Source organism: Acinetobacter tandoii DSM 14970 = CIP 107469 (assembly GCF_000400735.1).
GTDB classification, from domain to species: Bacteria; Pseudomonadota; Gammaproteobacteria; order Pseudomonadales; family Moraxellaceae; genus Acinetobacter; species Acinetobacter tandoii.
The window spans coordinates 385,431-411,216 of sequence record NZ_KE007366.1 but is presented as its reverse complement, the minus strand read 5'-3'; the positions used below and the strand labels follow the sequence as shown (position 1 = coordinate 411,216).

Annotated in this window: 19 protein-coding genes; 16 read left to right on the top strand and 3 right to left on the bottom strand. The window is 35.9% G+C overall.

The window, feature by feature from the left end; genetic code table 11:
• Positions 1-130: 130 nt before the first annotated feature.
• The 3 genes from I593_RS08445 (at position 131) to I593_RS08435 (ending at position 5,222) form a co-directional block, all read left to right on the top strand.
• Positions 131-1,912 carry a terminase large subunit domain-containing protein gene (locus I593_RS08445; protein ID WP_016167141.1) on the top strand — a complete coding sequence of 594 codons (1,782 nt, stop codon included), beginning with the start codon at positions 131-133 and terminating at the stop codon, positions 1,910-1,912.
• A gap of 47 nt (positions 1,913-1,959) precedes the next feature.
• Positions 1,960-2,991 carry a phage portal protein gene (locus I593_RS08440; RefSeq protein ID WP_228130569.1) on the top strand — a complete coding sequence of 344 codons (1,032 nt, stop codon included), beginning with the start codon at positions 1,960-1,962 and terminating at the stop codon, positions 2,989-2,991.
• Between the two features lie 1,094 nt (positions 2,992-4,085).
• A complete protein-coding gene (locus I593_RS08435) occupies positions 4,086-5,222 on the top strand; it encodes a tyrosine-type recombinase/integrase (RefSeq protein ID WP_016167139.1) in 1,137 nt (378 codons plus the stop codon).
• Between the two features lie 40 nt (positions 5,223-5,262).
• On the opposite strand, the gene I593_RS19770 is transcribed toward I593_RS08435, so the two are convergent.
• Positions 5,263-6,141, bottom strand: a complete 879-nt coding sequence (locus I593_RS19770) for a hypothetical protein (RefSeq protein ID WP_016167138.1) — start codon at positions 6,139-6,141, stop codon at positions 5,263-5,265.
• 518 nt (positions 6,142-6,659) lie between these two features.
• Between I593_RS19770 and I593_RS08425 the strand changes: the two genes are divergently transcribed.
• A complete protein-coding gene (locus tag I593_RS08425; RefSeq protein ID WP_016167137.1) occupies positions 6,660-7,601 on the top strand; it encodes a YagK/YfjJ domain-containing protein in 942 nt (313 codons plus the stop codon).
• A gap of 70 nt (positions 7,602-7,671) precedes the next feature.
• Entirely contained in the window at positions 7,672-8,538 is an 867-nt protein-coding gene (locus I593_RS08420) for a hypothetical protein (protein ID WP_016167136.1), read from the top strand.
• A 107-nt stretch (positions 8,539-8,645) separates the two neighbouring features.
• On the opposite strand, the gene I593_RS08415 is transcribed toward I593_RS08420, so the two are convergent.
• Positions 8,646-9,167, bottom strand: coding sequence for a hypothetical protein (locus I593_RS08415; RefSeq protein ID WP_016167135.1), 522 nt, complete (start codon positions 9,165-9,167; stop codon positions 8,646-8,648).
• Between the two features lie 107 nt (positions 9,168-9,274).
• Entirely contained in the window at positions 9,275-10,393 is a 1,119-nt protein-coding gene (locus tag I593_RS08410) for a hypothetical protein (protein WP_016167134.1), read from the bottom strand.
• Positions 10,394-11,206: 813 nt separating this feature from the next.
• On the opposite strand from I593_RS08410, the gene I593_RS08405 reads away from it, so the two are divergent.
• The 11 genes from I593_RS08405 to I593_RS08355 all read left to right on the top strand — a co-directional run bounded on the left by I593_RS08405 (position 11,207) and on the right by I593_RS08355 (position 25,677).
• A complete protein-coding gene (locus I593_RS08405) occupies positions 11,207-11,524 on the top strand; it encodes a hypothetical protein (RefSeq protein WP_016167132.1) in 318 nt (105 codons plus the stop codon).
• A gap of 63 nt (positions 11,525-11,587) precedes the next feature.
• Positions 11,588-12,634, top strand: a complete 1,047-nt coding sequence (locus I593_RS08400) for a DUF932 domain-containing protein (RefSeq protein WP_016167131.1) — start codon at positions 11,588-11,590, stop codon at positions 12,632-12,634.
• 149 nt (positions 12,635-12,783) lie between these two features.
• Complete coding sequence (locus I593_RS08395; protein ID WP_016167130.1) at positions 12,784-13,827, top strand: YqaJ viral recombinase family nuclease; 1,044 nt, start codon at positions 12,784-12,786, stop codon at positions 13,825-13,827.
• A gap of 121 nt (positions 13,828-13,948) precedes the next feature.
• Entirely contained in the window at positions 13,949-14,878 is a 930-nt protein-coding gene (locus tag I593_RS08390) for a recombination directionality factor (protein WP_016167129.1), read from the top strand.
• 68 nt (positions 14,879-14,946) lie between these two features.
• A complete protein-coding gene (locus I593_RS08385; RefSeq protein WP_016167128.1) occupies positions 14,947-15,177 on the top strand; it encodes a helix-turn-helix transcriptional regulator in 231 nt (76 codons plus the stop codon).
• A 379-nt stretch (positions 15,178-15,556) separates the two neighbouring features.
• Complete coding sequence (locus I593_RS08380; RefSeq protein ID WP_016167127.1) at positions 15,557-18,616, top strand: type I restriction endonuclease subunit R; 3,060 nt, start codon at positions 15,557-15,559, stop codon at positions 18,614-18,616.
• On the top strand, positions 18,610-20,247 hold the full coding sequence (locus I593_RS08375; protein ID WP_016167126.1) for an HsdM family class I SAM-dependent methyltransferase: 1,638 nt from the start codon (positions 18,610-18,612) through the stop codon (positions 20,245-20,247). Before I593_RS08380 ends, I593_RS08375 begins: the two co-directional genes overlap by 7 nt.
• Positions 20,237-21,490, top strand: coding sequence for a restriction endonuclease subunit S (locus I593_RS08370; protein ID WP_016167125.1), 1,254 nt, complete (start codon positions 20,237-20,239; stop codon positions 21,488-21,490). Before I593_RS08375 ends, I593_RS08370 begins: the two co-directional genes overlap by 11 nt.
• 91 nt (positions 21,491-21,581) lie before the next feature.
• A complete protein-coding gene (locus I593_RS08365) occupies positions 21,582-22,208 on the top strand; it encodes a hypothetical protein (RefSeq protein ID WP_016167124.1) in 627 nt (208 codons plus the stop codon).
• A 10-nt stretch (positions 22,209-22,218) separates the two neighbouring features.
• Positions 22,219-23,043 carry a hypothetical protein gene (locus I593_RS08360; RefSeq protein ID WP_016167123.1) on the top strand — a complete coding sequence of 275 codons (825 nt, stop codon included), beginning with the start codon at positions 22,219-22,221 and terminating at the stop codon, positions 23,041-23,043.
• A gap of 831 nt (positions 23,044-23,874) precedes the next feature.
• The gene (locus tag I593_RS08355; RefSeq protein ID WP_016167122.1) at positions 23,875-25,677 is read left to right on the top strand and encodes a GmrSD restriction endonuclease domain-containing protein; all 1,803 of its coding nucleotides are present in this window, start codon (positions 23,875-23,877) and stop codon (positions 25,675-25,677) included.
• The last annotated feature ends 109 nt before the right edge of the window (positions 25,678-25,786 follow it).

Here is a 25,786-nt window from a genome sequence, read left to right as displayed (position 1 = left end):
ACATTCATTTTTACGATGATTGAAGTCTGCTTTGGAGCTATGGTTCGGTGCAATCGAACCTATCCTGATTAAGCGGTAATCAGGAATACATCACTCAAAGATTTTTTGTGCTTAAAGCAACATTAAGCACATGAATACAAATACACTGACGTTCCTAGAACTCATGAACCCAAGACAGCAGGGAAGAATACTTTTCTCAATGGGTATGTCTGTCTCAGAAATCGCCAAACATACTGGGGAAAATCGTTCGACTGTCGAAAGTTGGAAGCAGCGCGATCAATGGTCTAAAACGGATGTTTATGATGAGGTGACAACAGGTTTAAAAATTCGCTATATGACGCTGACTTTTATGGAAAATAAAAGTAATGCGAATTACAAAGAAATGGACATGATTGCTCGACAATTCGAGCGATGGGCAAAAATTCAAAAGTATCTGGAATCAGGGAAACAAACAGATCTCAATCCGAATCTGGAAAATCGTAATGCAGCTCCGAAAAAGAAAAAGTTAAAAAATCAGATCACGCTTGAGGACTTGGAAAAACTTGAAGAGGCATTCAAGGAATTTTTATACGTTTATCAAGAGGAATGGATGGATGCCGTTTCCTGGTCTCGAATCTTTATTTTATTGAAATCACGACAGATTGGTGCCACTTATATTTTTGCGCTTTGGGCATTAATCGATTTATTAAAAACTGGGAAAAACAAAATTTTTATGTCGGCATCCAAAGCGCAGGCATATCAATTCATTGAATACATCAAAGCCTTTGTATTGGATGTGATTGGCTTGGATCTTACTGGAGATCCGATTGTTATTAACGGACCGAATGGCCAAGCAACAGTTTATTACTTAGGGACAAATGCGCTAACAGCCCAAGGCCGTCATGGTGATGTCATCATGGACGAATTCTTTTGGATTCGTAAATTTTTACAGTTCAAAAAAGTCGCTTCAGCGATGGCTTCACAAAAGATGTATAAGCAAATTTATATGTCTACGCCATCCAGTATTTTGCATGAAGCCTATACCTTTTGGACGGGTAAAGACAGCAAACGCAAGCTGCCAATTGAGATCGATGTCAGCAAAGCTGCACTAAAAGCCCCAGTCAAATGTGCTGACCGAAAAACAAGGCAGATTGTCACCCTCACAGATGCTGAAGAAAAAGGCTGTGATCTATTTGATCGTGAGGATCTGCTAGCCGAATATGGTGATGAAGAATTTGCCAATCTGTTTGATTGTGAGTTTATCGATGACTCAGGATCTTACTTCCCATTAAAAGAAATCATCCCGAACATGGTCGACAGTTGGGAAGTCTGGAAAGACTTTTTCCCGAATCAGAATCCACGTTATGCAGGGGAAGTGTGGTTAGGTTATGACCCTTCATTCACAGGTGACAATGCAGCTTTAGCAGTTATAGCACCGCCACAAACACCGCTTGAACCCTATCGAATTCTTGAGATTAAACAATTTCATGGAATGAAAGCCAGCGAGCAAGCTTTGTATATCAAAAAGGTTTGTGGACGATACAACGTGACTTTTATCGGTATTGATAACACAGGCAACGGTTTGGCCGTGGCTGAACACGTTGAACTTTTCTTTCCTCAATTGACTCGCTTGAACTACACCCCTGAATTAAAAATCCGTATGGGGCTTCGAGTTAAAGAGCTATTTCAAAAGCGTAGACTACATTTCGATGCTGGTTTGCAAATTATTGCTAAGTCATTCTTGTCAATCAAAAAAGCCTTAACTGGTGGCGGTGGAAATAAAACACTGGTTACAAGTCGTAGTGCTGAAACTGGGCATGGTGACATAGCTTGGGCAGTGATGAATGGTTTGGAGAATGCGCCAATTATTCACGTTGCTGATCAATCACATCTTGGCGCACATCAGAGCCGAATCAGAGTATTTAATTCATGAGAATATTGGACAAACTTATTTCGACTGTTTTTCCACGTTTGGAGCAGATGTCGGCATCAGGATCTGGTTTATCTTTGCCTGTAGAACAACCACAATCAAAAATGATTATGAGTAGTTTCGGAGATCCAGAACCAGTACTGGATGGACATGCACTATTTGAATATGGTTATTGTCCTGTCTGGCAAGATTGGTATGAATTACCTTTTGATATTGCTGCGACTGCAAAACTTTATCGTGGTACCAGTCACCATACCAGTGCGATCGTGATCAAGCGTAATATTCTTTCAGGTGATTTTATTCCACATCCATTATTAAGCCGACATGAGTTTAATTCTTTGGCATTGAATCTAATTACTTTTGCAAACTGTTATACCCATATTCAATATAATCGGTTTAGAAGTGTGTTGAAGTTAACATCACGTCCTGCCGTCAATATGAGAAAGGGAACTGACCTTTCAAAGTTTTATCAATTAGATGGCTTTCAAAGTAAACAACATGTTTTTGAACCTGAAGAAATTATCCATGTTGCTGACGCTGATATCATGCAGGAAATTTATGGCGTTCCAAATTATTTGAGTAGCATCAATGCGATTTTATTAAATGAAGCTGCGACTTTATTCCGTAGACGCTATTACAAAAATGGTGCACATGCAGGTTTTATTTTACATATTACTGATGCTATGAAATCTCAAAAAGATGTTGATGCATTAGAAGAATCATTGCAAAACTCAAAAGGGGCAGGCAACTTTAAAAATCTTTTGGTCTACACACCAGGAGGAAAAGAGAAAGGCTTAAACGTTATTCCTCTTGCCGAAGTCGCTGCTAAGGATGAGTTTTATAATATTAAGATTGCCAGTCGTGATGATCAGCTTGCAGGCCATCGTATTCCACCTCAATTGATGGGTGTGGTACCGCAAAACTCAGGTGGGTTTGGTGATATTGAAAAGGCTGCAAGAGTCTTTTATTACAATGAGATTGTTTACTATCAAAACCTACTAAAACAAATTAATGATCAGCTTGGTATTGAAGTTATTAAGTTTAAAGAATATGACTTAATTTCATCTATCACTAAGCCATAGTTATCTGAATTATATCAAAAAACCTATATAAAATATATATTTATTCTTTTTTTATAATGCCAAGTTTTAATGCTTGGCATTTTTTTTTGCTCAATAAAATTGACAGTAGGTCAGTAGGTCAGTAGGTCAGTAGGTCAGTAGGTCAGTAGGTCAGGTTAAACCAATATGATGTGAGGTCAAACGCAGTCTCCTCTCCCGCCTGCGCAGTTCCTAAATGTCTCATTTTAGATGCACAACAGAAAAAGCTCTAAGGCTTATGTTTCATAAGGCTTAGACCGATTTTAATGAATGATTGTTGATGCACTCTGATTCAATTAGATGCGACTTTAAAAAGTAATTAAATAAGACTGTTCTTTTAAACTCTAAATATAGGGTATGAGAGAGGTTACATAAATTATAAAGCATGATTTTAATATTATAAGTAATTGATTTTAAATAATATATTTTGTAACCTTAATGGGGTTACATGAGGTTACTAAAGTTTTTTAAAATACATTAAATTTATATAAATCATATACTTAATAGGTTACACGTTGTAACCTCAAAAATAGGTTACATGTAACTTTAAAGTTACCTATATGTAACTTTTATAAAACTAATATAAATTGTTAATAATCATATATATAACTATATAAATAAACATCTGTAACTTTTGTAACCCCTATTTTTCATGACCTAAAGTTTAGAATCAAAAATTCAGATATTTACCTTTATCCTGTTATTAGTACGTCTGAAAATGTGGCCATATATGTGTATATTTTCTGAGTTTAGTTTCTATATTGGGATTTGAACTGATAGGGCGGTGGTTTTTGTATTTGTTATACAGAAGTTATACGACAAGTATTTATCTTAAAATTAATATTTAATAATCAAGTGTTTATTATTTTAATTATGTAGCCGCCACCTCCACCAAAATTCTTTCCGAAGTAATCCGTCGGAATCTAAAAAAGCCTTTAAACTCAGTGTTTAAGGGCTTTTTTATTGGCTGTATTGTCCGATGCTGTCCTAAGCGATTTGACCCTATTTTTGCTTTGTGTGGGTAAAAATTGGCAAAATTTACCCAGAAATTAACACAACAAATTCTGGTTAAAGATATGTCACTCACAGATGCAGAATGTAGAAAAGCTCAACCGAAAGATAAGCAATATCGTCTATCAGATTCACATGGTTTATCGCTGATTATTACGACTAAAGGTCAGAAGTATTGGAATGTCCGCTATACCGTTCATGGGCAGCGTCAATCTGAGTCACTAGGACCATACCCAGAACTTAGTTTGAAAAAAGCTAGAGAAATGGCTTATGAACTTAAGTATAAACATTCAAAATCAGTACTTCATGAGGACATAAAGCCTTTCTTTAAAGAAGTGGCTGAAAATTGGTTTGAGAATCAGAAGGAAACGTGGTCCCCGAAGCATATTAGCAATGTCAGAGCATCTCTCGATGAATTGTATCTTTCATTAGAAAATAAGCGTATTAATCAGATTCAAGCACCTGAAATTTTGCAGATCATAAAAAAGATTGAGGGAAGAGGCTCACTTGAAGTGGCTAAGCGTACTCTGTCTCGTTGTGGAATGGTTATGAAATATGCCATTGCTCATGGCTATCGCTATGATAATCCTGCAGGCGATTTGGTCTATGCACTAAAAAATAAGCGTGTGAAAAATTTGGCCTCGTTACCTGCTTCAGATATGCCTGAATTTCTAAGAAAAGTCAGAGCTTATCCAAGTGATGCTCAGACACATCATGCCATCATTTTAATTATGCTGACTGGTGTTCGAGTCAGTGAGTTACTACAAGCTCGCTGGGAAGAGTTTGATTTGGAAGGGCGTAAGTGGGATATTCCTGAAGAACGTATGAAGAATCGACTTCCACATCGTGTACCATTGACGGACATGATGATTACTGAGCTTCTGGCATTACGTTTGACGCATAATCAAGAATTGTTATTTCCACATCGTTTGAATAACAAGGAACCGATGCGCAGTGAATCTATTTTGGCTGTGATCAAACGTTCAGGTTATGCAGGTCGAATGACCACACATGGTTTTAGATCGCTATTCAGTACAATCGTAAATGAATCAAATCTGTTTAATCCCGATGCCATTGAACGCCAGCTTGCTCATGTTCCTCAAAACAGAATTCGCTCAGCTTATAACCGTGCGCAATACTGGGATGAGCGAGTGAAAATTATGGAGTGGTATGGGGAATATGTTAAAAGATGGTTGACATAATAAATTCAAATGGATTTAGAGATCGTTAGCTTAACGATCTCTATCTATCGAAATATTTATTTTTTCCCTTCTCATCTAACTGCGTAGCTTCGTATTCTTTCAGGATTAATTCTTCAATGACCTGATCTTTACGTAGATTTTTAAACTCTGCTAATTTTTCTAATTGCATCTGAGTAGTTTTTGTAAGTGGGATATGATAATTCTTCTTCGCCTTTCCAGAGTCTCTAAACTTCTTTTGACTCCACGTTTTTTTCATACGATCAAGAAATAAAACTTTATCTGATTTGTAACCATGTGACATGAAATCAAAAGATGCTTGGATTGCACATAATAGATCATTATTTTCTATTGGATTTATATTTGCATTTATTCGTTTATTAAATTTTCCTAAATATTCCCATGCCCAATTTAACTGAGTCGTATTGTTATGATCTAACCAATTGAGTTCTGAATCCTTTGTTCTAATTTGGCCCCATGTGTCCCTTTGATTAGTTATAAAGTGTATTTTCGTAGACATGTCGTATGGTAATGCATCAAAAGTAATTATTAGCTCATCAAATATTTTTGGCAACAAACCTATATTTATTGGAATATTAAAATTTGACGCTAATGTTGTCAAAATAATGTGAATTAACCTTTTATCTTCTTCATCAATCCAGTTGAAATAACTGTAATCAATTAATGTCATCTTTTGATATGAGATTATCTGATCAATTATGTTTTGTCTATTTCCTAATCCGTTTAAGTACGTTTCCAAATAAATCCTTTTTTGATCTATAGAAATAGTATTTATTAAAGGCTGCGTGACCCAACCATTATTGCAACAATAATTCCATGCACATTGAATTTCTCGAAAACTAAAATTCTCAAATTCTTTTGGTGTATTGACTGGAAGAGGCTGAGGTGTATTCAATTGCATATTAATTTTTTATCACTATGTAGAATTATTTGTAAATTATTAGTTATTTTTTTATAAATTTCTAGTGACGTTTTAGTGAATTTTTAATAAATTTTAAGTGATACATATATAGTATTTTATGTAGATATAGACCATTTTTTGCCAAAAAAAGCCCTCTAGAGTGCTCAAAAAAGTAAAAATCAATGAATCACATATCAATTTTTTAAAAAATTAGTCGACTCAAATTTTTAGCCCAGCCCCCTAGACGCTGAGCCAAGGTCAAATGACGGTTCAAAGGTTGTTGCTTAAAATTAACTTTAGCTTTTTTAAGTTGATTGAGTTTGAGCTACTGAAGTGTTGGATTGTGATGGGTTCTTAACGGGGAATAGATATCTGGCTTAACAGGTTATTAATATTATTAAATACTTCTATATATCTTGATTCATATGTATAGGCTATATTTTATAAGTATATTTATGGCGATTAATTTTTTACAGAACAGTAAGTGATATGAATCCTAACATGATGAGTATCACAACATGAATTTGACTACAGTGATTTGGAATGAATCTAACCTTTGTATTGTGATTGAAGATTTTGTTTATGACGTCTGTTTTGAACAGATGAGTGAACAACAATTCAAACAGTCACTCAGTACATTATATGAAGCCTTTCAACACTTCTATTCAGCACAGCTTCACTACGCTGAATCCATTCAATATTTTATTCAGTGTAAATACTGGATTGATCATTTCCTCAATGGTCAACCTATATCATGCATTTTAAATTTTAATACTCTGCAAGTTTCAATCCTCTGCTGTGTACTCTATCAATATCAAAATGAATACTGGAAAGAACAAGTCTGTTTTATCCAACAAGAACAGCAGAATCGAATTTCACTGTATCAGTACCTGACTAAACTCATGACACATTATTCTGAACTGTTATTTGTACGTGTTGATTTAGGTTATCTCAAAGAGCAACAGGTTGATATTGGTATTGAGAATGTTCAACAGCATATGAGTATTTTAAGAAATCGTATCGCAAATCAAGATGGATGTTTCATGGGTTTACGGGGTTATGCATGGGCATTAGAGCAGGGAGGAGATAAAGGCTACCATTGCCACTTATTGCTGATCTATGATCCATCCAAACGTCAGAATGACTGGTATCTCGCTGATCAGGTCTGGCAAATGTGGAACAGTATTACGGGTAATATCGGCGTGCACTTTAATTGTAATACTACGGAACATAAGCAGAGGTTTATTCGGAATGATCGTTTAGGGGTAGGGCCTATTCGATGCAGTCATCCTCAAGAAGTCAGTAATGCATTGAATGCTGCCATGTATCTGGTCAATCCTGAAAAGTATGCACAGCATTTACGTGCGAAGCTCCCGTATATGCGCAGTTTTGGTACGGGTCAATTTGAAGTACATTGGCGTAGAGGTGTTGCACAAACCTTGCAGCTTTGTGGATTCTAAATTCATTCACCATTAAAAAGTTACAGCACTCCTAAGTCTATGAAGAAAATAACTTAGGATGTGTTTTACCATGACGACTTACAACGAATCTCAAACGTTTTGTGAAATTGAAAACTTTATTCAAGCAATCTTAGCCAATCAAACTAGTGTTGATCAATTTAAACAGCAGATCATTCCCTTGATTAAGAAATCCAGACGTTTCTTTGTGGACGGAAATAATTACATCGCAGCAATCATTGTGTTTAAGTTACTTGAGCAGATCATCTTTAAAGCCAATGCGTTTAAGTTCTATGATTCTATTCAAGACTTACCTGATCATGTGGTGGAAGGTTTTATCAAATACGTACAAGATCAAGCAGGGTTGATTGAAGCGGATTATCAAGCCGATCAGAAGCAGCATAAGGCAGAGGTGAAAAAGGCTGAACGCTTTCTATCAGAATGTATACAGCAACAAGATCAATTAACCATCTTTCCAATTTATTTAGGTACTCAACCTCAAGCGCTATCAGTGATTCGCTTATATGATCTAGATCTTTACTTAAGTGCTTTTCTAAAGTTAATTCGCTCCAGAGATACTGAGCTGTTCCGTTCAATTCATTCGGTGCTCTGGCAGATCAAACATAATCCAGAGCAGGGCTACTATATTCAGTTATTCTGTATTTATGCTGGACAGGCACAAGCTGTCACTCTAACGGATCATGCCCGCAGAATTGGTGAACAATGGTTGGAGGTCACCAATGGGTATGGAGCCGTTTCATTTGAAGAGCACGATTTAAAAGGTATCTCGGTAAATTGTTTTGATGACAAGCAGACTCAACGTGCTTTGCAGGCTGTAAAAGCTCGCATGAACAACCATGCTCGAAATCATTATTTAAGAGTGACAAGACACCGTAGAAAAACCTTTGATTGTCAGCGTATTGGCCTAAGTTTGATTTAAAGACAAAGAAACATGTTGTTCTTATATATATTGATCAACAGTCTAATGGGAATAAATTTATTCCCATTAACACAGGAGCGGAAATAAAGCCGTTTTATTATTCATGCCTAAAAATTATAGGTATAGGTCAATCCGCTGTTGGTGGTAATGGTCACCTCACGCACATTTTCAGCAGCACAACCGAGATAGACTTGGGCCACTGAGCCATAGCGCATATTTTGATAATCATAAAACCCTTTGGTTCTACAATTACCGCGGTTGATTGATACGTTGGTTAAACTGGTTGGATCATTATTCAGGGACATGATATTGAGCTTATCAACATAGCCTGTCATGGAATATTGTGATTCATCACGACGAACTCGGACTTCGAATTCTTCTTGTAATGGCGGTTCCTGTGACAGTTCTTGTGCTTGCTCAGCATCGGCACCATTTTCTAAAAATGATTTATCAACGACAAAATCATCCTCGGATTTATTGGTCATCTCAGACTGAGCCGAAGTGCTAGTCTCAGCAGCGCTTGTTTGAGTTTGGGTATCTTTAGGCTTTGGCGCATCATTGCCTGAATTACAGGCCGTTAAAGTCAGCAACAGCACACTAGATAAAAAAATAGATGGAATAAAATTCATTATAAATACCTGTTCTTAATCGAATATGGTGATCTACAGGGGGAAGCCCATTTTTGTATGTTTGATAGTTAATAAAATCAATGTCTTGATCTTGATAAGTTTGAGAATTACTTGCCGATCTTTTTAAAGACATTCTCGATAGGCGTGTAGTTATCCAAAGTAAAATTGAAGTTAATTGGCTTTTTTAATGGGACGTCAAATCTCTTTAATCGAGCATTTTCTATACCGTTGAAATGTTTGCGTTGAAAAGACATCGTGCTAGGTTCAAGTATTGCGATAGGCTCATTTGCTGAACCAGTTTGAGTATTGTTAGCTTGATAAATGACTAAGCTATCTAACTCCAATTTATTCTTATTAAAGTTAAAAATGTAACCGACATACTTTTGTCCACTAGCTGTAATAATATTTTGTGCTAACTCTGGTGTGGATGGGGCTGTGAAATTGACGATAAGATCAGATGAGAAATTCATGTCCTCAAAATGTAACTGTTTCGAATCAGCATCATAGTAAACAAAGTTATCAATTGGGCCACTTGGTCGATCATTCGGTGTATAGCTGCTCGTCATGAACAAACTTTGTGAAGAAGTGGCATTTAAACTGATTTCTAGAAGCTTCAAGTCATAATTTAGATGGGCATTTTTAGTATCTAGCTCATTTTGAAGTGTCTGGATACGTTGTTGATATTGTTCTGTACTTTCAAATTGATCTTTTTGCGGTGGAATCACCTGCATCGTCGATCTTATATAATTGATTGCTGTGTCATGCGCTGCACGCAAGGAATAATCGTCACCCAAAGCAAAAGTGAATGCAGGAAATTGTTGACCTGTATGCCCGATCACCAGAACTTGATTGTTTTTTAAAGCCAGAGTATTTCTTAAGTCATTGAGAACCGTCTGGAAATTTACGCAATTTGCACAATAGTCTGCTGCATCCGAATTTTCAAAAAACATCTGTAGTCCAGATATCGTTTCATATGGCGGATAAAATGAAAAATACCCCTCATCTTTTATTAATTCCTGAAAGTCTTTTCCTGTTTTTGTCAGCGGAGGGGTAATTTCACTTCGAGCGATAATCAAAGGAGACGAAACAGTTTGTACAGGGGCATCATCATTTAATGACATTTTTTCAATACTTTGAGTAAGTTCTTCGTTCTTTGCATCATTTTGTGGTTTTGAACAGCCGACCAAAGCTAGGCTGGTAAGCAGTGCAATTGCAGTGTATTTCATCCTATTATTTACCCATCAAATATTTTTAAAATTTTAAAAATGAATTATGAAATTGACTGTAATTTCAAACATATTTACTTGGCTGTCACAGGCTCTAGGTGTGGTTGGTGAGCACAATAATGACAACTCAAATCCGCTGTGCGATAAATTTCATCATGTTGTTCCAGCACAAAGCAGCCCCTGAATTAAAAACTCAGTGGTTGATCAGTGCGGTGAAATGAATCAGAGCACAGGGTAAGACAATAAGGTTGGAATCGGTGTGAAATGCCGAAGTTTGGGATGGTATAAAAATGAAGCGAGTGCAGGGGACGAAAGCACAGTAAATTGAATCATGATAGATGACTCCTTGGAATTATAAGAAGTTCTACCAAATTACTGCTAAATAATGGTGGCAGAACGAAAGGGGGTTAGCAGACTGGGATCCAAGGAACCAGCACGCACAAGGCGTCCCCCTCCCGTCCTACCGCAACAACAGGGGGACACGAGGGTTCCACGACATACAAAATAACTTTCATATACCGTGCTGGATCTGCGGTCTGCTAAAACCGACTGGCAATGTAGGCCAGCCCTTGCATCATAATCGCTGATAAAAATCAGGTCAATTGATCCCTGTATCAAGTCATTAAAATTGATCTAAAAAAGCGTCGATTAAAATCACATCCTAAAAAAAATACAGATACATATCATTTAAATGAGAAGCATGTGGCTCCTTCAAAACAGCCTTATGCAATAACCCAATTCACGCTTTGCCTGCTTTCCCCCAAAGCAGGGTTTTTTTTATTTCACTCATTTTTTATTACAGGAATTATTTAGATGAGTTTGCCATGTCCTTATTGTCAGTCCCGAGACACGGTACTGCTGGAATCCCCACAACATTTCGTCAGCAACAGCAATTTACCTTCAGCGCAAAACAATGTGATGTCACCTCTGGCATTGGCAACTTTAGGTATCAGTGTTTCGAAAAGTTTAAATATCCCCCCGATTGCAGGCGCCCTAGTCGGGGTGCTGATCGGCGGCATTTGGATGCTGGTGACGGAGGATGAAGTCCAAAACAGCTCACATCCTGTTTATAGCCGACATTATTACTGCAACGACTGTGACCGCGATTTTAGTCCAAGCATCCGTAACTAATTTTTAAATAAATTTATCTAATTACCTTTTACAGCAATTCAACTTTTTATAGGAATTAAAATCATGGCACATCAAATTGAACAAATGGCCTATGTTGGTGAAACCCCTTGGCATGGCTTAGGTAATCAACTTAGCCAAAATCAGCCGCTTGAAGTCTGGGCACAGCAGGCAGGCATGGATTGGAGGATTGAGTCTTCAGATGTCAGCTATATGGCTAAAAATGACCGTGGGCAAAGCATCATCATGCCCTATGAGGAACAACGTGTTTTATATCGCTCTGATACTCATGCACCCTTGTCTGTGGTCAGTCAACGCTATCAAGAGGTGCAACCAATGGAAATTCTAAATTTCTACAAAGACCTGACCGAAAAATCGGGCTTTGAACTGGAAACCGCGGGTGTACTCAAAGGCGGTAAGAAGTTCTGGGCATTAGCCAAAACTGGACAGACCTCAGCTTTAAAAGGCAAAGATGTTAGTAATGGCTACATCCTCTTAGCCACAGCCTGTGATGGAACTTTAGCGACCACAGCACAATTCACCAGTATCCGAGTAGTGTGTAACAACACCTTAGCGATTGCTCTGAAAGGTCAGAATAGCAGTGCAGGTGTAGTCAAAGTCCCGCACAGCACCAAGTTCGATGCAGAGAAAATTAAACAGCAATTGGGGATTTCAGTACGTGCATGGGATGAACATATGTATGAAATGAAACAACTCAGTCAGCGTAAAGTCACACAAACTGAAGCGGCAGCATATTTTGATACAGTGTTTAACAATACCAGCCTGAGTCCAATGGAGCAGGAGGATGGCATTATTCAGTTCTACCGCAATGTCGCTACCCAAGCCAACTCAGCTACCAAAGCAGACAACAAGACTGAACCGAATGGACGTGCCATGTCTAAAGTCATGACCATGTTTAATGGGCATGGTCGTGGGGCAGAACTGAGTTCAGTCAAAGACACGGCTTATGGCTTACTTTGCAGTATCACGGAATTCTGTGACCATGAAAGAAGAGCCATGAGTCAGGATCATCGGCTTGATTCTGCTTGGTTCGGGGCAGGGGCAGGTCTCAAACAACGTGGACTGGAACAAGCTTTACGCATGTTGGCTTAATTTCAAAGCATCTATTGATTAGCCTAAGCTGACTCATCGCAATACTGAAACGCTCAACCTAACAAATGACTTAACTATTTTATTCAAAAGCTGTGTCTACGGACACGGCTTTTTTTATGCCCAAAATTCAACAATGACAGGAAATCGCTATGAACTCAGCCGTAATTCATCCAAACAACGCAACACTCAATATCCACACCAATCGTCCGAAACTCTTCACGGCAAAACGCTTTGTTGAGACTAAAAATATGACTCAGGCCGAATGGCTGGAAGTACGACGTAAAGGTATTGGCAGCAGCGACTGTGCCGCAGCTTGTGGTCTAAACCCTTATATGTCGATGCTCGAACTATGGATGATTAAGACAGGACGCATTCAACAGAATATCGAAGATGAAAGTGAAGGTCATGCACCCTTGTACTGGGGTAAACGGCTGGAACCACTCGTTGCGGAATACTACAGCATGCATACCAACTATAAAGTCCGTCGGGTCAATGCCGTGTTACAACACCCTGATCCAGACAAGCATTTTATGTTAGCCAACTTGGATTACTCAGTTGTTGGAGATGCCGATGTACAAATACTGGAATGTAAAACTGCAGGGGAATATGGGGCCAAACTGTGGAGAGATGGGGTGCCATTGTATGTCTTATGTCAGGTGCAACATCAATTGGCTGTGACAGGCAAACAAGCAGCGCATATTTGTGTGTTGCTCTGTGGACATGAAACCCGGATTTTTAAAGTGACACGTTCAGAATCGGTGATCCAACACATCATTAATGCCGAACGTTACTTCTGGGAGTGTGTGGAAAAGGATACCCCACCTGAAGCAGATGCCAGCGAATCAGCAGCCAAAGCCTTACAGCTTCTGTATCCAGAACATATCCCACTCAGTACGACAGACTTATCTGGAGATGAGCAAGCCAATCAACAGTTTGAACAACTGATCCGAGTACGCAATCAAGTTGAAAAGCATCAAGAGCAATTTGACCTACTCAAACATCAGTTACAAGCCAAGATGCAAGAGGCTGAACGAGCGACTTTTAAAACGGGTTCAGTCACATGGAAAAAGGCTAAAGACTCGGTCAGCTTAGACAGTAAAGCCTTGCTTAAATCATATCCCGAGTATCTCAATCAATTTCCACAAGCCAAGCAAGGGACACGGCGTTTTCAGATTTATGCCAACGGTGGATAAGTCAAATTTTATCCACATCAGCATCAAACCATTAATTCAATCACACAAGCTCATATCAGCCCATGCCCACTATATGGGCTTTTTTATACGTATTTAATTTATAGAAAGTGAGGATATCAACATGATCAAAGGTTTAGCAATTACACCGCCAATACTCGGACGGATCAGTATCGGTAAAATGGTGGAAAAGAATGGTAAACGTGTCCCTGAAAAGGATGATCAATTTACTTTGACCTCCCAAATCCAAAATAAAGAGGGTTGGGTGAAACATCCACTGGATGAACAGCTTCGGGCCAAAGCACCGAATCAAAAACTCCGTTCAATACCAGTCCGTATGATCTTCAATGATCCTGAACTGAACCTTCGAGCAGAGTACAGCTTGTTTGACCGGCAAACTGGTAGACCTGTTTGTGTGGGGAATGGTGAAACTTGCCAACGGCTGACCAATCAAGGGGTTGAACATCATCCCTGTCCATCACCTGATCTATGCCCATTGGCGCAAGGTGGGCTGTGTAAGCCTTATGGTCGTTTGTATGTCAATTTAGATGAATCGGATGAACTAGGAACATTCATCTTTAGAACCACAGGCTTTAATAGCATTCGTACCTTGGCAGCACGGCTCAGTTATTACCATGCAGCATCCAATGGCTTACTTTCATGCCTACCTTTGCAACTCACTTTAAGAGGCAAGAGCACCACGCAAAGCTATCGTATGCCAGTCTATTACGTGGATTTAACCTTACGAGATGGCATAAACCTTCAACAAGCGATTCAAGCTGCCAAGGAGATTGACCAACAAAGTAAAACCGTAGGCTTCAATCAAAATGCCTTAGATGCAACAGCACGACTAGGCTTGAGCAATGCACAGTTTGAAGTGGGTGGTGATGAGGGATTGGAAATTGTTGAGGACTTTTACGTGGAAAAATCTTCTGAAGTTGAGCAACAGCCTATTGATTCGAGATCCAAGACTAAACCTAAGCTCAATCAAGATAATGGATTTGTACAGGATATGCAGAAAGGGTTACAGGGGAGTGTGAGGGCAGTGAATTAGTTAATTTTTTACAGACCTCCTGATTATTTGAGCAGTAACGCTCGCATTATTGATTTGGAGTAAATTTCATGAATGCGTTTGTTGGACAAACTTTTCAAATGAATCAACTGATTAGTATTAAAGAAGTAATTAAATTTGTTGGTGTAGGTAGATCAACAATTTATGAAATGATGGATGAATACTCACCTTACTATGATCCGACTTTTCCCAAAAAAGTAAAAATAACTCAGAATCGTATCGGTTGGTCAGCTTATGAGATTAATCAATGGATTGAAAGTAAGTTGGCGAGCCGTGAATAAGATGGGAGCCTACGCTCCCTTTTTATTAGTAGACTACTTTAAATTTTTATCTTAAGAATCAACTGTTAAGGTGATAAAATACTATAATGAATACGTAGATGAATACGTAGATGAATTAGTTCAAGGAACCATTAATTTTTATATGGGGCTTTTGTATCAGTTATTTTTAGTTAACTTACTAAATTTAATAGAATTATTAGCATTAGTTTTGGCTCAGATATGCATAGGGAGAAGAAAATGGATATGGATTTTTGGAGGGAGAAATCTACGAATTAAACAAAGAGTAAAATATCAGAATTTGCTTTTACCCATTGGTAGAGTTTTATATGTATTATAGTAGCTTAGTATTTGATAATTAAAATTTTAGTTAGAGGGTTCCATGAAGTTTAATGAAGATGCTCGTGTAAAAATTCCAACAATTCTTCATTTAACAAGGCTCGGGTATAAGTACCTTTCTTTAAATGAACATACATGGGATGTGGAATCAAACATTTTTCCAGACATCTTCATTGAATCCATCAGTAGAATTAATCCTTCCTTTGAAAAAGATGATATTCAAAGAGAGTTACAAGATCTAAAACTAACTTTAGACAATGATGATTTGGGAAAAGTGTTCTTTAGCAAGTTAGTCAATCGCTCTGGCATCAAACTCATTGATTTTGAAAATATCAATAACAATACATTCAATGTTGTTACGGAGCTTACTTGCCAAAATGGAGATGATGAATTCCGCCCTGATATCACGATCCTAGTAAATGGTATGCCTTTAGTTTTTATTGAGGTGAAGAAACCAAATAATAAAGATGGTGTCTTAGCAGAAAGAGACCGCATAAATAAGCGTTTCCAAAACTCTAAATTTAAAAGATTTATCAACATTACTCAGTTCATGATCTTCTCAAATAATATGGAATACGACGATGAGGCTATTCAGCCAATCATGGGAGCTTTTTATGCTACTCCGTCGTATCACAAGCCAAGTTTTAATTACTTCCGAGAAGAAGAAATTTTTAATCTAACTCATTTACTTAGTCCCTTAGCTGAATCAGAAGAAATTCGCATTCTTAAAGACAATAACTTTGAAGTGATTAAAAATAGCCCTGAATTTATTACCAATAAAGATCCTAATAGACCGACTAACCGAATTTGTACTTCTTTGTTAAGCCGAGAGCGTTTAGCATTTATGTTACGTTATTCAATTGCTTATGTGGAAACAGAAAATGGTGTGCAAAAACATATCATGCGCTATCCACAACTATTCGCAACTAAGGCAATTCAAAGAAAACTTGATGAAGGAGTTCGGAAAGGAATTATTTGGCATACTCAAGGTAGTGGTAAGACAGCACTAACTTATTTTAACGTAAAGTTCTTGACTGATTATTACCAACGAAACAACGTAATCGCTAAATTTTATTTCATTGTAGATCGCCTTGATTTACTTCAACAAGCACAGAGTGAATTTACTAGTCGTGGGTTAGTTGTACATACGATAAATTCCAGAGATGAATTTACTAAAGATATTAAGGCTACTAAGGTCATTCATAACAATAGTGGGAAACCAGAGATTACTGTAATCAATATTCAAAAGTTTGCAGATGATCCAACTATTGTTTCCACCAAGGATTACAGTATTGATATACAGCGTGTTTACTTCTTAGATGAGGTACATCGTAGCTACAATCCTAAAGGTAGCTTTCTTGCAAATTTAGATGTTTCTGATCGTAATGCAATTAAAATTGGTCTGACAGGGACTCCGCTATTAGGAACAGATTATAATTCAAGATCGTTGTTTGGAGATTACATTCATAAGTATTACTACAATGCTTCAATTGCTGATGGCTATACATTACGTTTGATTCGAGAAGATATCCAAACCAACTATAAAATTGCTTTACAAGAGGCATTAGCACAAGCAGAGGTTAAACAGGGAGATGTCGATAAAAAAATTATTTATGCACATCCAACTTTTGTAGAACCAATGTTGGATTACATTGTTCAGGATTTTGAGAATAGTCGTGGAGCTTGTAATGATTCGACAATAGGTGGAATGGTCATCTGTGATAGCTCAGAACAAGCGAAACAGATGTTTGAGATCTTTAATGCAAAATATAAAAAAGACAATGATGCCATTAAGACAGATACATCTTATACAGAGCATTTAAAGGAAAAAAACAAAGTTAAATCTGCTGCGCTCATTTTACATGATGTGGGTGATAAACAAGAGCGTAAAGATTGGATTGATGCTTTTAAAGCAGGAAAAATTGATTTTCTCTTTGTCTATAACATGTTGCTAACAGGTTTTGATGCACCTCGATTAAAGAAGCTTTATATTGGTCGTGTGATCAGAGAGCATAACTTGCTTCAGGCATTAACTCGTGTGAACCGTACTTACAAAGATTTTAGGTATGGTTACGTTGTTGACTTTGCTGATATTCGAAAAGAATTTGATGCAACAAACAAGGCTTACTTTGAGGAGTTACAGGCGGAGCTAGGTGATGAGATGGATAGTTATTCTCATCTCTTTAAGTCTAAAGAAGAAATTGATCAAGAAATTAATCAACTTAAAGATCTATTATTCCGTTTCAATACGGACAACATGGAAAATTTCTCAGAGCAAATCCAACAAATTTCTGACCGTAAACAAGTATTAGAACTTAAGAAAAGTTTAGCTGATGCAAAAAGCTTATATAACCTCATGCGGTTACAGGGGGACTATGAGCAACTTCGATCTTTAGACTTTGTAAAGATTAATATCATGTTCCGAGAGACTAGCAACCATTTAGATATGCTGAATTTAAAGGAAAGTATAGAAAGTGGTGAGGACACTACAAATTTACTTAATTTAGCTCTTGAAGATGTGATTTTCAAATTTAAGAAAATTGCTGAGGAAGAATTAGTTCTAGCAGATCAACTCAAAGATACATTGCGTAAAACGAGAGAGGCTCTAGCAAGTAATTTTGATCAGCAAGATGAGAAATTTATCTGCTTAAAAGAGGAACTCGAACGCCTATTCAAAAAGAAGAAATTGAGCGAAGTCACCCAGCAAGAGATGGTCGCTAATATTGGTACTTTGCAACAAATTCATGAGCGTATAAAAGAATTGAATCGTGCGAATAAGCAACTCAGTGATAAATATAAAGGGGACATTAAGTTCACACGTGTGCATAAGAGACTGTATGAGCAAGGAGATATTTCAAAATCTGAAAGACAGATTTATGAAGCTTTGATCGGACTCAAACAGGATGCAGATGAGCGCGTGCTAGACAGTGAAAATGTATTAGATAATGAAGCATACTTTGCTCGAGTGATGATGCCGAATATTATCAAACGCTTTAAAAATGAACAGAACATTGCATTAAATCCCATGACTACAAGGTATATTAACCAGCTTGTGGTAAATGAGTACCTCAAAGAGTTCAATGGTGGTTCAGGGCAATGGTAGAAATTCAGTTTCAGCAAAAAGTTAGAGAGCTTATTGATGGTTTAAAAGCTATCTGCGCTAACTATGGACTTGGTAATGATGGTAATGAATTTAAAATTATCACGCAGGCTTTTTTATATAAATTTTTGAATGATAAATTTGCTTATGAAGCAAAAAAAGTTGAACCAAGTTTAGCTGAAGCTGAAAAATGGGAAGATGTGCTCTCTAACATGTCGGAAGATGAGTTAGAGATGCTTGCATTACAAATGCCAGCAGATACAGCAATTCTCAAACCACAGCACTTTATAAGTTACCTATTCAGCCAACAAAATGAACCTGATTTTTCAAAACTTTTTGATGATACATTAAGAGATATTTCTATTCAGAATAATGAGATTTTTGCGGTTCAAACCGATGGTGGTGCAAAAATCAAGCTATTTGATGAGCTTAGCCAGTTTATTAGTGATCCTTCTAAGCGTGATGAATTTTGCAAAGCGATCATTAATGAATTAGTAGAGTTTAGTTTTGAGCGTATTTTTGATCAGAAGTTCGATTTTTATGCTTCTATCTTTGAATATTTGGTGAAGGACTATAACTCGAATAGTGGGGGTAAATATGCTGAATATTATACACCACATGCAGTTGCGCGGATTATGGCAGAAATACTTGTTCCCAAGGATATGCAGGGACAAGTCAAGAATGTAACTTGTTATGATCCTGCGGCGGGGTCAGGCACATTGCTGATGAATGTGGCTCATGTTATTGGTGAAACTCGTTGTGCTATCTATACTCAAGATATTTCTCAAAAGTCGTCTAATTTACTGCGTTTGAACTTAATTCTGAATAACTTAGTTCATTCGATTCCAAACGTTATTCAGGGTAATACTATGCTTCACCCTTATCATAAGGATGGAAGCGAGCTTAAAAAATTTGACTATATTGTTTCCAATCCGCCATTTAAATTAGATTTCAGTGATTTCAGAGATAATTTGGATACTAAAGTCAATAAAGAGAGATTCTTTGCAGGTATTCCTAAAATTAAACCTAAAGACACTGATAAAATGGAAATATATCAGTTGTTTTTACAGCATATTATTTTTTCTCTTAAAGAAAATGGTAAGGCAGCTGTAGTGGTACCTACTGGCTTTATATCTGCTCAATCAGGAATTGATAGAAATATCCGTGAACATTTAATTAAAAATAAAATGTTAGCTGGAGTTATTTCTATGCCATCTAATATTTTTGCAACTACAGGTACCAATGTATCAATAATATTCATTGATGCTACTAATAAAGAAAAAGTTATTTTAATAGATGCTTCAAATCTCGGAGATAAAGTAAAAGAAGGTAAAAATCAGAAAACACTTCTGACTTTAGAGGAGGAAATGCAGATAATAGAATTATTTAATTCGAAAACTGAGAAAGATAGATTTTCAGTATTAGTTGAATATGACGAAATAGAAGCAAAAAATTATAGCTTAAGTGCTGGTCAGTACTTTGATATTAAGATTGAGTTTTCAGAGTTAACGAATGAAGATTTTAATCTTAAGTTAAAAGAATATGAAAAAGATTTAGATGCATTATTCCTCCAATCAAGAGAGTTAGAAAAGGAACTAAAAAAACAATTGTCGAGTTTGAGTTATGATCACTAAGAAACTTAGCGAAATTTCACTGAAAATTTCTAGCGGATTAACTCCTCTAAGAAGTAACCCCATTTTTTGGAGTGAGGGAAATATTCCTTGGTTGAAAACAGAGCAGCTTTCGCTTAAATATATATATGATACAAATGAATATATTACAGAAGCAGCCTTAGAAAAGACCAGTATTCGTGTATATCCTAAAGATACACTTGCTCTAGCTATGTATGGGGAGGGAAAAACACGTGGGAATGTTGCCATTATGAAAAAACCAATGGCTACGAATCAGGCATGTTGTAATATTGAATTAAATAAAGACCTTGCTGATAATGAATATGTCTATTACTTTTTAAAAAATCAGTATAAAGAAATACGTGATCTTGCCTCAGGGGTTCGAAAAAACCTTAATACAAATGATATAAAAAATTTCGAGATTAGAATTCCTGAGTCCGTAGAAAAACAGAAGAGTTTATCGAAAGTATTGAAAACTTTAGATGATAAAATTGAATTGAATAATTTAATTAAATCAAAAATATTAATTTTTTCAAAATTAGCGTATGATTTTTGGTTTATTCAATTAAATTATCCTAGTCTCTTAAAGAAAGAACTTGTTTATAATAAAACCCTAAAAAGAGAAATTCCAGTAGATTGGCAAGTAAAAAGTTTATGGGATATTGCTAATTATGTTAATGGCTTGCCTATGCAAAAGTATAGGCCAAATAATAATACCGATTTTTTACCTGTAGTGAAAATACGGGAAATGAATAATGGAATTAATGCTGATACTGAAAAAGCATCAAAAGATATTCCATTGTCAGCAGTTATTGAAAATGGAGATATTTTATTTTCTTGGTCAGCTTCATTAGATGTTAAAATTTGGACAGGTGGAAAGGCTGCCTTGAATCAGCATATTTTTAAAGTTTTACCAAAAGAATACTACCCTAAAAGCTTTGTATATTTTGAACTTTTAAACTATTTAAATCATTTTAAAATGATTGCTGATCTTAGAAAAACAACAATGGGGCATATCACTCTAGATCATCTTAAGCAGTCAAAGATACTTATACCTCCTTCAGAACTTTTATTAAAGTTTGAAAATTATATAGGTAGCAATTTTGAACTAATAGTAAGTTTAGATGAAGAATCAGAGAAGTTGATTAAATTAAGGGATTGGCTTTTACCTATGCTGATGAATGGTCAGATTTCTATTCGAGATGCTGAAGAGCATATAGCTAAAACTTTTGAGCAAAATGGATAAAGTTTTTAATGCGTCAAGCTGTGTCTCTTTATGCTATGAAATGGGATAAAAATTAAGCACAATAGACTTTGATTACAGATGGAGATTTAGCATGAAACATCTATTACATATAGTTTTGACTGCTATTTCCATCGCCTTAGCAGGATTAATTTTTCTTATTTCTCATGAAGAGACAGTTTGGTTGAGGTGGGAGTGGGTCAAGTACCTAATCTCACTTTTACTAAGCATTGAAAATTTTAGATTTAGTGAAAAATTTATCACTGATTCAGTCACGTATGTTGCTTATGTGATTTATTTTATAGCTTTGCTGTTTCTTTCATTTTTTTCGATTAGATTTAGCTTAAAGTATTTAGATCAGGATGTTATAGAGAGAAAAAAAGTAAAAGCATTTGAGCAGGGAAATGACTTTTATCTTCCAATTTATTTAGGTTATGCATTTGTTGCCATTAGTTTACCTACATTGAAATCATTCTTGCTTTTCTTTGTATTAATGCTAATAGTCCTAGCTAGGACTCGATTTTTTTACTTTAATCCAATATTTTTAGTATTAGGATATAAATTTTATTTTATAAAACATATAGATGATTCAAAAGTTTTGGTGATTTCTAAGAGGGAAATAAAAACTATTGATGAGCTTTTTGAAGATGGTAATGGTGATATGCGAAGTTATATTGCTCTTACAAAAGTGAACGAATATACATTTTTAATTTTAGACTAAGGGGGTGGTAATGAATTTTCTGTATTCACGGAATAATGCAAAGTTTCATGTCGTTTTGTCGGGGCAGAATTGTCCTGATTTTTATGCTGGTTTATTACCGACTACTTTAAATACTATTTCTTATACCCCAACAGCGATAGCCCAAAATGGTGATTGGTTTAAAGTGGACTTAAACACGTTGACTGATGTAACAAACCCTATTCTGGAATTAGAAAAAAAAGTAAATACTTCATTGCCTACCATCAGTGCTGCTCAGTATAAAGATATTAAGTATTTAATTTTTAAGCGTCAAAACGATGATTTTTACTATATCCAAAAAGTTTTACCTAGCGCAAAAATTTATAGAAAGACTTTAAGTTTTTCAAATCAGCCTGAGGTGTTGGATAATCCTATTGTCGTTTTGACCGATTCTCCAGATGCAATTTTTGATAAAAATACGGGGCATTTGTATTTTAAAAGCTTAAGTGCCATGAATAGTATTTTTAAAGGATTAAATACCCTTTATAGAGCAGCGACAACTGCAGAAGTAACACAATTCTTTCAATTGGGCGGTTTATTAGCTGTTGATCCCTCATACACTGAAGACAAAGTGGGGATTCCAAATCGTAAGAATATCGCTAAAGCATTAGATACTTACAATTCATATAGCCCTCAAGTTCAAAATAGCTTACATAGCTATATTCAAACCTTGGGCTTACCTATGGATGCAAATGGTAAATACACGATTACAGACGAAGAGTCCTTAAAGAATTTTGTATATGCCATCCAAGAGCGTTTTTACACAACACAAGCATCTACAGAAAAGCGTTTAGCTCAGGCCTATGTTTCAGTTTAATTGTTTTTAATCATGGAGGTCTCGATTTTAATTAATTTTTTTAAAATTAAGGATCAAAAATATTATCATTAAGATATTTTTTTTATTATTTAAACTTTCATGAATTTTTTCTAAATAAAATAGCTTCTCAGTATTACTTTTTATTAATTGGTTTCTATTTTAGGTGTAATTATGAGATTGAAAAATACCATAATAAAACCTTGGGGATATTGAGTTTTCATCTAATTTATTTAAAAAATAATCTAGACGATAACTTATATTATCTAAGACTCAAAGAAAATTTTGGGGAGAGTTTGCAGAGATTATTTCTGATAGTCTAGATTTTGTTCATTTTTTACCTCATTAATAGAAACTAAGTTATTAATGATATTTTTTGATGGGAAATTTAATTTAGATAACTGTCTAAAACTTATGAAGCCTTTAAATCTATTAGAAAAACAAATACAAACTTTTTTAAAAGTTTGAAGAAATTTTTACTAAATTCTGATGATATATCAGATTTTAAGGGTGAGTTTTATATACTTATTTTAGAAAAGAATTCCGTAAAATCGACCATAGTAATTATCATGCATGAGCTGGCTAGTTTCTCATGTATTTTTGACTTATGCCAGAGCTTTCAAGATGGTCCAGAACATATGGGGTACTTTGTATAAGGTCTAGTTTCATCAACGGATAATAAGTGGGGAAGTCTCTTTATATACTGCTATACTGTGGATATGGATTAAACAATTCTTAAAATAAAGTTTTCTAAAGAAATGATTAGAGCATTGAATCAATTTTTATAGAGTTTTTATTTGTATAATCTAAGGTATTTATAATTGAGAGGTTTTCGTGGCAAAGTATTCGGTACATCAACATCCAATCGATACACTACTTTCTTGGATTAAATCTGGTGAAATAGCAATTCCTGAGATTCAACGCCCATTTGTTTGGTCAAGTAGTAAAGTACGTGATTTGATGGATTCGCTTTATAAAGGTTATCCCGTTGGTTATATTATTACATGGCGTAATCCAGATATTCGTTTAAAAGATGGCACACTCTCAGCAGGTAAAAAAGTACTTATTGATGGTCAGCAACGTATCACAGCCTTAACAGCGGCAGTCGTAGGTCAGGCTGTATTAGATAAAGATTATAAAGAAACGAATATTCGTATTGCTTATAACCCAACGGCTGCAGATGATGAACCTTTGTTTGAAGTATGTAATACTGCAATCGAACGTAATCCAATTTGGGTCAATAACATTGCTCCCATTTTAAATGGTGATATTTCAATCTCTCAGGCACGACGTGCATATATGGCATTAAATCCTGATGCTAATGAAGATTTTATCGAAGATAAACTCGAAAAATTAAAAGCAATCAAAAACCGTCAAATCGGTATTATTGAGTTGGATTCATCTCTTGATATTGATACGGTGACTGAGATTTTTATTCGAATCAATCAGAAAGGTGTGGTGCTAAGCAATGCCGATTTTGTTATGTCGAAGATTGCATCTGATGAGCATTTTGGTGGCAATCGGCTACGTAAAATGATTGATTATTTCTGTCATTTGTTAAAAGACAGTAGTTTTAATAAAACCATCCAGCAAAATGATAAAGTATTTGCTAGTAGTGATGACTATAAAAAAATTAGTTGGATAGCAGAGATTAAAGATGATTTGTATCAGCCAAGCTATATAGATGTCTTACGTGTGGCTTATACATGTCAATTTAATCGAGGAAAATTTAGTGATTTAGTTGCATTGCTTTCAGGTCGAGATTTTGAAAATAGACGGAATGTTCAAACTATCGCTGAAGAAAGCTATAAGAAGTTAAGACAAGGTTTGGAAGACTTTTTTAACCAAACTAATTACCAACGATTTATCACAATCATTCAGTCTGCTGGTTTTATTAATAAAAAGTTGATTAGTTCCCAAACCAGTCTTAATTTCGCCTATGCGCTTTATTTACAGCTACGCGCATCAAAAATACCAGAACCACAAATTCAAAATTTAGTAAAGCGTTGGTATGTTGTTTCACTATTAACTGGGCGTTATTCAGGTTCATCTGAAACAGCAATTGAACGTGATAGTAAACAGATATTAGAAAAAGGAATAGAAGCTTATTTGGCCCAAATTGAGCAAGCAGACCTTGATGATGGTTTTTGGGATTACAGATTAGTTAATGAGCTTGATTCCTCAAGTACAGTTAACAATGCTTATCTGTGTTATCTAGCAGCGCAATGTAAATTGAATGAACAATCTTTCTTATCAGATAGTCTAACTGTACGTAGTTTGATTGAGCAGAGAGGGGATGTGCATCATGTTTTTCCTAAAGATTATTTAGCCAAAAATGGTTTTAAGAAAAGCGAATATAATCAGGTTGCAAACTATGTTTATACTGAGCAATCAGTCAACATCAAGCTAGGTAATGCTTCACCAAGCAAATACATGGAAACAATTATCCAAGACATAAATACACAGAAGAATGAAATAACCTCATTGAGAGATCAGGAATGTTTAGATCAAAACTTAGTCAATCATTGCATACCAGAAAACATTAGCTCATTGGACTCAAATCAATATAGCGAGTTTCTAAGTCAGCGTCGTAAGCTAATGGCACAAAAAGTCAAAATGTTTTATAGAAGTCTTTAACTATATAAGAGAATTGTCTGTAACTTTTGGTACAGACAATTCATCTTAGTCGATGAACGGGTAAAATTGGGTAATAAAGTTCTTTATTCATAGTTCTAGGTATCTTTTT